This window comes from Candidatus Zixiibacteriota bacterium (assembly GCA_035574315.1).
Taxonomy (GTDB): domain Bacteria; phylum Desulfobacterota; class Binatia; order UBA9968; family UBA9968; genus DATLYW01.
On sequence record DATLYW010000018.1, the window covers coordinates 1 to 8,392 of the forward strand.

At 62.5% G+C, this 8,392-nt stretch carries 9 protein-coding genes; 2 read left to right on the forward strand and 7 right to left on the reverse strand.

All coding sequences use genetic code 11. The features are described 5' to 3' along the window. Positions 1–226 precede the first annotated feature (226 nt). Entirely contained in the window at positions 227–1,603 is a 1,377-nt protein-coding gene (locus VNN77_05555) for a UbiD family decarboxylase (protein HXG50860.1), read from the reverse strand. A gap of 106 nt (positions 1,604–1,709) precedes the next feature. Here VNN77_05555 and VNN77_05560 point away from each other — a divergent pair, with 106 nt between their 5' ends. Both VNN77_05560 and VNN77_05565 read left to right on the forward strand, forming a co-directional pair. Then, complete coding sequence (locus VNN77_05560; protein ID HXG50861.1) at positions 1,710–2,585, forward strand: LysR family transcriptional regulator; 876 nt, start codon at positions 1,710–1,712, stop codon at positions 2,583–2,585. A 48-nt stretch (positions 2,586–2,633) separates the two neighbouring features. Further along, entirely contained in the window at positions 2,634–3,506 is an 873-nt protein-coding gene (locus tag VNN77_05565) for an NAD(P)-dependent oxidoreductase (protein HXG50862.1), read from the forward strand. A 16-nt stretch (positions 3,507–3,522) separates the two neighbouring features. Here the strand turns inward: VNN77_05565 and VNN77_05570 are convergent, their stop codons facing one another. The 6 genes from VNN77_05570 to VNN77_05595 all read right to left on the reverse strand — a co-directional run. Then, the gene (locus VNN77_05570; protein ID HXG50863.1) at positions 3,523–4,338 is read right to left on the reverse strand and encodes a VOC family protein; all 816 of its coding nucleotides are present in this window, start codon (positions 4,336–4,338) and stop codon (positions 3,523–3,525) included. A 14-nt stretch (positions 4,339–4,352) separates the two neighbouring features. Further along, on the reverse strand, positions 4,353–5,108 hold the full coding sequence (locus tag VNN77_05575) for an ABC transporter substrate-binding protein (GenBank protein HXG50864.1): 756 nt from the start codon (positions 5,106–5,108) through the stop codon (positions 4,353–4,355). Continuing rightward, a complete protein-coding gene (locus tag VNN77_05580) occupies positions 5,054–5,347 on the reverse strand; it encodes a hypothetical protein (protein HXG50865.1) in 294 nt (97 codons plus the stop codon). Before VNN77_05580 ends, VNN77_05575 begins: the two co-directional genes overlap by 55 nt. A 228-nt stretch (positions 5,348–5,575) precedes the next feature. Beyond that, the gene (locus VNN77_05585) at positions 5,576–6,460 is read right to left on the reverse strand and encodes an NAD(P)-dependent oxidoreductase (GenBank protein HXG50866.1); all 885 of its coding nucleotides are present in this window, start codon (positions 6,458–6,460) and stop codon (positions 5,576–5,578) included. A gap of 15 nt (positions 6,461–6,475) precedes the next feature. Further along, the gene (locus tag VNN77_05590; GenBank protein HXG50867.1) at positions 6,476–7,474 is read right to left on the reverse strand and encodes an ABC transporter substrate-binding protein; all 999 of its coding nucleotides are present in this window, start codon (positions 7,472–7,474) and stop codon (positions 6,476–6,478) included. After that, the coding region (locus VNN77_05595) for a hypothetical protein (protein ID HXG50868.1) at positions 7,471–8,392 on the reverse strand (922 nt) is incomplete at its 5' end. The genes VNN77_05590 and VNN77_05595, both read right to left, overlap by 4 nt.

Sequence of the window (8,392 nt, forward strand, 5' to 3'; positions counted from 1 at the left end):
ACACCAGCTCCTCCCCCAACACCCGCACCGCCTGCGGAATATCGCGCAAATCCCGCACCGTCCCCACCACCACCCAGTAACGCCGAAACCACTCCCCCGCCGGCGTCCCCCGCCCCACCCGCGGGATGTCCGCCAGCGTAATTTTCCTGCCCCTGCGTTTGGCGGCTGCTTTCACGACTGGACTCCTCGGGTTTTTTCTCGCTTCACCTTCCGATGCCGCGGGTTCCTAGCCTCCGAATCCGTATTCTTTCCACCGCCGCGCCACCTGCTCGCGCATCGCCGGCTCCGGCTCGGCCACCTCCCCCCGAAAATTCTCCTTGGTGGTAAGATCCAGCATCAGCTTCGAGGTCACGCCGTCGGCCGTCGCCGAAGGCTCCAGCGAGCTGGTGATCCCGCGAGGAATCACGTACATGTCCGTGGCGGGCTGGAAGCGGGTGGTGAGCGCCCAGAGAACCTCGTTCGGGTCGTAGATATTGATGTCCTCGTCCACCACGATCACGTGCTTCCATTTTCCGCTTCGGGTGTAGAGCGCCGCGCCCAAGATGTTGTCCACGATGCCGGGCCGCTTCAGGCGCTTCTCGAGCTGCAGGATGAGAACGATGGAGACTCCCCACGGCGGAGCATACGCCTTTTTCAGCGCCGGATAGGCCGGCTTGAGTTCCTGATACGCCGCCACCGCATAGGTGAGCGCATCGACGTAGAGGTGCTCGTGCGGCGGCTTCCCAAGCCAGATGTTGTGGTAGATCGGGTTGCGGCGATGGGTCAGCGCCTTGATGGTCATGATGCGCTCGTTCGGAACCTGCCGGGTCGTGTAGCCGCAGAACTCACCGAAGGGGCCTTCGTTGCCGACCTTCGCGGGGATCGCCAGCTCTCCCTCGAGGACGAATTCCGAAAACGCCGGGACCTCCAGGTCGATCGTCCGGCAGCGGACCACGTCGATCGGAGCGCCGGCCAATCCGCCAGCGATCTCGAGCTCGTAGACGCCGATGCGGGGCTCGAACTGCGAGGCGACGTAGACCGCCGGCGGCACGCCGATGCAGACCGCGACCTCGAATTTCTTCTGGCCGCGCTTCTCCGCGTTCTTCATGAAATCGTAGCCGTCATGCCCGGGGGTGAAGCGAATCGTGACCTCGTTCTTGGAGACGAGCATCATCCGGTAGATCGACAGGTTCTTGCCGTACTCTTCGTCCTTGATGATGACGTGCCCGGCGGTGATGTAAGGCCCGCCGTCCCGCGGATTGTTGGTGCAGATGGGGAGCCGGGTGAGATCAACCTGATCGCCCTCGTACACGATCTCCTGGCACGGGCCGTCGGACACGAGCCGCGGCGGAGTCGGACGGCTCGCCCGCTTCACGGTTTCCTCGAAAACCTCGCGCTCCGAGAGACCCAACGCCAGTGCGACGCGCCGATCGCTCGCGAGCAACTGCCCGACCACCGGTATCGCCGAACCCTTCGGCTGCTCGAAGACCACGGCCGGGCTGCCGGGCTTTTCGTTCATGAGCTTGCACACCGCGCCGATCTCGTGCCTGGGATCGACGGGGACTCTGACGCGGTGCAGCTCGCCTTCGCGTTCGAGGACTTTCAGGAATTCTCTTAAATCCATCTCGAGGCGCCCGGTCACGCCGCTGCGACCGGCTGGCCGCACCATAAGCCCTGCATTGCAGTCATGTCAATCTTGAAGTATTTAACTCTCCGTCAAGTAAATTTTTATGGAGCTCCGCCAGCTGAAGAGCCTGTGCCTGATCGCGCGCTACGGCAGCGTCAAGGAGGCCGCCAAGCGGTGCTTTCTTACCTCCTCCGCGGTCTCCCTGCAGATCAAGACGCTCGAGAAGGAGCTCGGCGTCAAGCTCTTCGAGCAGGCGGGGCGGCGGCTGGTGTTGACCCCGAAGGGGGAAACGCTGCGCGAGGACGCCGAGAAAATCCTGGCGCTCGTTCGCGAAGCGACGGAAAGAGCGGTCACCGCGACGACGGAGTTCACCGGCAAGATCGTGCTGGTCGCGCCGGCCTGCCTGCGGAATTACTATCTGCCGGCAATCGCCCGCTTCCGCGCTACCTATCCGTCCATCCGGCTCACGATCCTGGCGCGGCCGCACACGGAAGCGCCGTCGACCATCTCTTCGGGGGAGGCGGACCTCGCGATGGGGCTCTTCGATCAGCTCATGCCCGACATGGAACAGCTGTCTCTCGTCGCGCCCAAGCTGAAGGCGATCGTTCCGCTGCGCCATGCGCTGGCGTTCAAGCGGCGCGTCGGGCTGGCCGAGCTCGCCGAGCATCCCCTGGTCCTGCTGCAGCCGGGCACGACGACCAGAAAGGTCGTCGACGGCGGCTTCCGCAAGGCCCGGCTGTCGCTCAGGATCGGGATGGAGGCGAGTACCTGCACCGAGATCAAGCGCTACGTGGCGAACGGCATCGGCGTCGGCATCGTTCACGACATCTGCATCGATCCCGCGGACGCGAGCCGCTTCCGGCTGCTGGGCGTCGAGCGGTTTTTCCCGCACCCCGAAGCCAAGCTGATCTACCGCCGGCCGAAAGATCTGTCGGCGGGCGAGAAGCAGCTCGTTCAATTCCTGCAGTCTCCTTCTTAGCGTGCGGCGCCGCCGCGCCCGCTGGCCTTTCGATCTCGTGATGGTATAGTGGCGGCCGTGGCGAAGATCGTGGTCACCGGCGGCAGCGGCCGTCTCGGGCGGTTCGTGATTCGCGAGCTCCTCGAGCGCGGCTACGAGGTGCTGAGCCTCGATCGCCTGCCGCCAGCCGAAGCGCTGTGTCCGTCGTGGCTCGCCGACCTCAGACGGGCTTCGGATCTCTACGAGGCGCTGGCCGGCGCGGCCGGCATCGTGCATCTCGGAGCATACCAGGCGCCCAACCTCGCGCCGGACACGGAAACTTTCGGCAACAACGTGGTTTCCACGTACAACGTGCTCAAGGCGGCCGCGGACCTCGGCGTCGCGAGGGTCGTCGTAGGGTCGAGCATCGCCGCCTACGGCTTCCTCTACGCGCCGCGTTTCTGGACGCCGGAGTATCTCCCGCTCGACGAGGACCATCCTTGCCGGCCACAAGACCCCTATGGACTGTCGAAGCTCGTGGGAGAGGAGGTCGCGCGTTCTTTCGCGGCTTCGCGCCCGATGTCGATTGCCAGCCTGCGCCTGGCCGGCGTCAACTTCGATCCCACGTTTCGGAGCTTTCCGGAGAGATGGAAGAACCCCGAGAAGAGACGGAACGGCTTCTGGACCTACATCGACGCGCGCGACGCGGCCGAGGCCTGCCGGCTCGCCCTCGAGGCCGACTTCACAGGTCACGAGATCTTCAACGCCGCCGCGCCCACGAGCGCGATGCCCGAGCCGACCGACGACCTGGTTCGCCGGTTCTTACCCGACCTCCCGCGGATCAAGGAAGGCTTTTCCGGCAACTGGAGCGGCCTGGATTCAAGCAAAGCGGAGAAGATCCTCGGCCTTCGCTGCCGCCATCTCTGGCAGAACTACCTCGATGCGGCGGGGCGCCAGAAATGAGGCCGGCGAGCGCGCCTTACTTCTCGCTCACGTCGATCAGCACCCCGTCGGGGTCTGACATGTGAAACTGCCCGAGCGGGCATTTGGCGAACAGCCTGAGCCTGGCCTCACCCTCCGACCCTGCCTCTGGCCCGACAGGATTGGGTGCGAGCGACGGTCTTTCCTTCTTGACCTTTTCCAGCTCGCTCTTCACGGCGTCCACGCTTTCGACTTTGAACCCGATATGGTCCAGTGCCGGCCGCTCGATTCCGGTTCCGGCGAAATCGGTGATGTCCCAAGGCATGATGACGAAAGTGACCCTTCCGTCTGAGAGATAAAAATTAGGGTCGCCGGCCGGCTTCTCGGTTTCCCTCAACTCGAATACGTCGCGATAGAATTTTGCCAGCTTCGCAGGTTCGACCGCCCGCAGCGCGATGTGCCTGATGTGTCGTTTCTGCTCCCGGTCCGCCTCGACATAGGCATCCGTCCTGTTCTCCATGCCCCGCTGCGAAAGGTCGAAGACGTTGCCAGCCGGGTCATGCGTGCTGATACCGGCGAATGGCCTCGTGCTGGGTCGTTTCAGAACTTTGATGGACGGATAGTCGGCTTTCAGACGTTCATAGACCACGTTAACGTCTTCCACCTCGAAACCGAAGTGGTCCAGCCCGGCCTGGCGGCCGGCCTTGCCTTTTCTCGGGTTGATGTTCAACCCTACATAACCGTCCTTGACAACGACCGCGCCGAAGGGTCTGGCGTTTTGTGAAGGCTTCATTCCGAACATGCCTTCGTAGAATCTTCCGAGAAGAGTGTACTGTTCGCTCACGATCGCCAGGTGCTTAAGCTTCGCGAACATCGGTCTCCTCCTTGTCAACGACCCCGTTTTTCAGAATAGAGACTCTTGAAGAAACCCTCGCGGTCGAGGTCGGCGACGATGCTGGGGTCGATAAAGTCTTCAGCCTTCAATTTTGCCGCCTCGGGGGAACTTTCGGCCAGGCGGCTCAATGCGAACGCGACTCCCTTGTGTTCCGGGTAGGGAACCGCCTCGAAAACCGGCTTGTACTGTTCATAACTCTTGTCGAGGATCTCTCGGTCTCCGACTCGCAGGTACTTTTGCAGAACCCTGAGGCTGAACTCCTTGTCCGTCTTCACGATTTTGATTCCTTCCGCCCAAGACCGAACGAACCTTTTGAGCAACTCTCTCTGACCGCGGATGAAATCTCTGCGCGCCACCATGCCGTTGATGGGATAGTCGATCGGCAGCTTGCTGAAATCGATAAGAACGTGGAACCCCAGTTTCTCCGCCTGAAACCGCTGGTCTCCCGAGAGCATCGCCCCATCGACCGCACCGCTCTTCAGGGCCGCCAGCCGCGGTGCCTCGCCGCCGACCTGAAGGATGACCACGTCTTTTTCTGGATTCAGCTTGTAGTGTCGCAGCCCCTCGCGCAGGATGATGTCGGTGAGCGAGCCGTAGCGGCTGATGCCGATTTTCTTTCCCCTGAGATCTTGGGGTCGCTTGATCTCGGACGCGGTCATCACTGTTTCCAACAGCCGATTGACCCCGGTCCCGATCAGAGCGATGTCGGCCCCTTTGACCCAAGCCCCGATCGCCGCCGGCGGCGCCATGTTTGCCACTTCACGTCGCCGGAGAGCATCGCCTGAATGATTACCGTTCCGCCCGGAATATAGACCAGCTCCACCTCGAGACTGCTTTTCTTGAAGAGGCCCGCTTCGTGGGCGATCCAGAGCGGCGCGGGATTGGGCGAAACGGAAACGTAAGGAACTTTCAGCGGTTCGCTGTCGGCGGGCGCGGAAGCGAGGGCGAAGATTCCGACGCTGAGAAAAACGGCGCTTGACCGGATCATCGAGCCCTCCTCGCGGTTTCCCCGGGTTTGCTTCCGGAGCTTTAGGCTTCGCCAAGCGCGGCGAAGCTGCCGTTGCTCGTCCGAGTCGCACACCGCCCGCGTCGGCGGACGGACCGCACCCGAATACTACGGCGGCACCGACATTGTCAAGGCACGCATCGCATCGCGTCGTCGCGGTTAAAATGGTGTTGCCGAGGAATCCGCCATGGAATCCTCGATGCAGTCGCTTTACCCCGCAAACAGAAATGACGCCTCGAATCCCAGCATTTCCCGCGCCTTCCTGGTGCTGTAGCCAGACCAGTTGGTATTGGACTTCTCGCGCAGCTCTACGCCGTGCGGAAGATGCCGGCCCACGAGCTCCGGCGTCGTCGAGTCCATCAGGGTAACGGGAGCACAGATGTTAAAGTTTTCACAGCCCGCAAAATCGGCTTCGAGCGCCAGCCGACACGCCCGGGCGGCGTCACGGACGTCCACGTAGCTCCACAACGCACCCGTTCCGCGGATCGTCGGGTTCTTTTTCCTTTCGAGAAGAAGGGCGCGATGGTCTTCAGTGTAAATGCCGGAAAAACGGAGGCTGGCGACCTGCGCGCCGCTCCGTCGCGAGAAGGACTCCCCCAGCTCCTCCCCGATGAGCTTGGACAAACCGTAGGGGTCCTGCGGCCGACGCGGGTGGCCTTCGTCGACCGGGACATACTCCGGCCAGGACGGCCGAAGCGGGTAATAAAACCCATAAACGGCCAGACTCGACCCGACGACGATTTTTCTCACGGCCGCATCGCAGGCCGCCGCCAGGACGTTGTACGTCATCTCCACGTTGCGGGCGAACGTTTCCGCGTCGTCCGGCGCATCGGGAATCTTCCATGTCCCGCTCGCGGGATCGTAACCCTTCTCCGTGTAGGGGAAACGCTTCCGTGCCAGGTGAACGACCGCGTCGAATCCACTGACGAGCCTCGGCAGCGTCTCGTATCGGAGAAGATCGGCGACCACGAAGCGGCACGGCTCCCCCTCCGGCCGAGCCACGTCGAGCGCGCAAACAGCATGGCCGTGGCGCATCAATTCTCCAATGAGACACCGCCCGAGCCTTCCCGATCCGCCCGTAATCAGAACGTTCATCGCCGCTGCGAACCGCTAGCGGAGACTGCGAAACCAGCCGCTCTGCTCCAGCTCCCTCAGAAGGCCGTTGTCGATGAAATCCGCGGCCTTGGAGTCCCTGGCCTCCTTGCCCGCGGTTTTCGTGAGAATCGTACCGACGCCTTCGGCGCGCACGTACGGAACGAGGTCTCCGGAGTACCGAACCGCGTAAACCTGGTAAAGATCAGCCAGAGTTTCCGCGTCCCGAACCCTGGTGTATCTCGCCAGCACTCTCATGCTGAACTCTTTGTCCCGACGCAGCCGGTACAGCCCGGCGCAGAAAGCGCGGATGAAGCGGAGCGCGTTTTCGCGATGCGAGCGAAGATACGAGCGGGTCGCCGACAGTGGGGTATTCGGAAAAGCGATGCCGAGCTGCCCCACGTCGACCAGCTCGTTCATGCCGGCCTTGCGAGCCCGAAAGTTGCTGGGCGGGGACAGCACGGCCGCGTCCAGTGCCCCCGCCGTCAACGCGGCCAGACTCTCCGGCATTCCTCCTGTTTGAACCGCGACGACTTCCCGTCCGCGATCCAGGCCCCATTGTTTGAGCGCAGCATCCAACGCCCAGTCCGTGGAGCCGCCGAAGCGTGTCACGCCCACCTTCTTGCCGCGAATCTGCGCGGGCTGCCTGATGTCGGGCCGTGACATGATCGAAAACACCAACGCGTTCCCTGTGTTAGCGATCAAGACGAGGTCGGAGCCCTTGAGCGCGGCATTGATGACGGGGACGGAGGGCCCGTAAGCAAATGAAACCTCTCCGCTGATCATCGATTGGATCAGCAACGAGCCGCCCCCGATGTAAAGCAACTCCGTATCGAGGCCTTCTCGTTTGAAATAGCCGCCTTCCTGTGCCACCCACAGGGGGGCCATTGCACCGCTGACGGCGCTGTAAGCGATCCGGATGGGCGAGGCCTGGACTGCGCCGCGCTGTCCCGGAACGAACCCCAGAATCAATATCAGAGAAACGCCGCGCCAGCCGACTATGCGCTTGGTCCTCATTGATTGCCGCCGAGCTCCTTTTTCCTGATTCCGGTGAACGAGTCGATGTCGACGATCGCGCCGATGTCTTCGGGGCCCCAAACGCCGGTGGGCCTGCGGCCGTCCTGTACGGCCTGAATCGCCTCCAGGATGATCTTGCGGATCAGGATCACGCCTTTGTCCGACGCCGCCAGATGCTCCCGCCGCTCACCCAGCAACGGCTGCGTGGTCTGGCACATGATGTCCTCAGTGCGAACGTTTCCCCGATACGGTGAATACTTCCGCTGGTCGTACTCTTTCTTCGGTGTGGGCGCGGCGATGCGGCGGCTGGGGGACAGCTTCTCGAAAAAATCGGGATCGTCACCTGTATAGTGATTGACCGTGTAGAGCGTAAAGCTTTGGTCGTCGTTGGGGGTTGCGAACATGAAGTGCTCGTTATGACACCCTTCTGCGAGGGCTTCCTTGGGCTTTTTGAAATGGGTGAATTCGGTGTCACCGATTTGCAGGATACTCGGCAGGGCAAAACTTTTCTCGTCGACGTATTCGGTATCGGGCGTCGGTCCCGGCTTCCGCGAGATCACTTTCATTCCGTAGCGAGTCCGGATCGCGTCGAAAGGCGGAACGTCTTTGGCGTCGAAGAACCAGCTTCGCCACGTTCCATCGGCCGGGTCGGCCCGATGCAAAATGGAAAAATGCACCGGATCGGCGCCGTTTTCGATGAAGTTGAACCAGTTGTACCCGTAGACGCGTGTGTCCTCGAGCGACCGCCGTCCGGCGGGATCGGCCAGCGCACGGTACCGCGGCAGGGGCGGCGGGTTGTCGGGGTCGGGCCCGAGGTAAGCGAAAATCAACCCGCCCAGCTCCCGCACCGGATACGATAAATGACGCACCTTGCCCGCAAACGTGCTCCCCTTCGGCTCCGCCGGCATCTCCAAACAC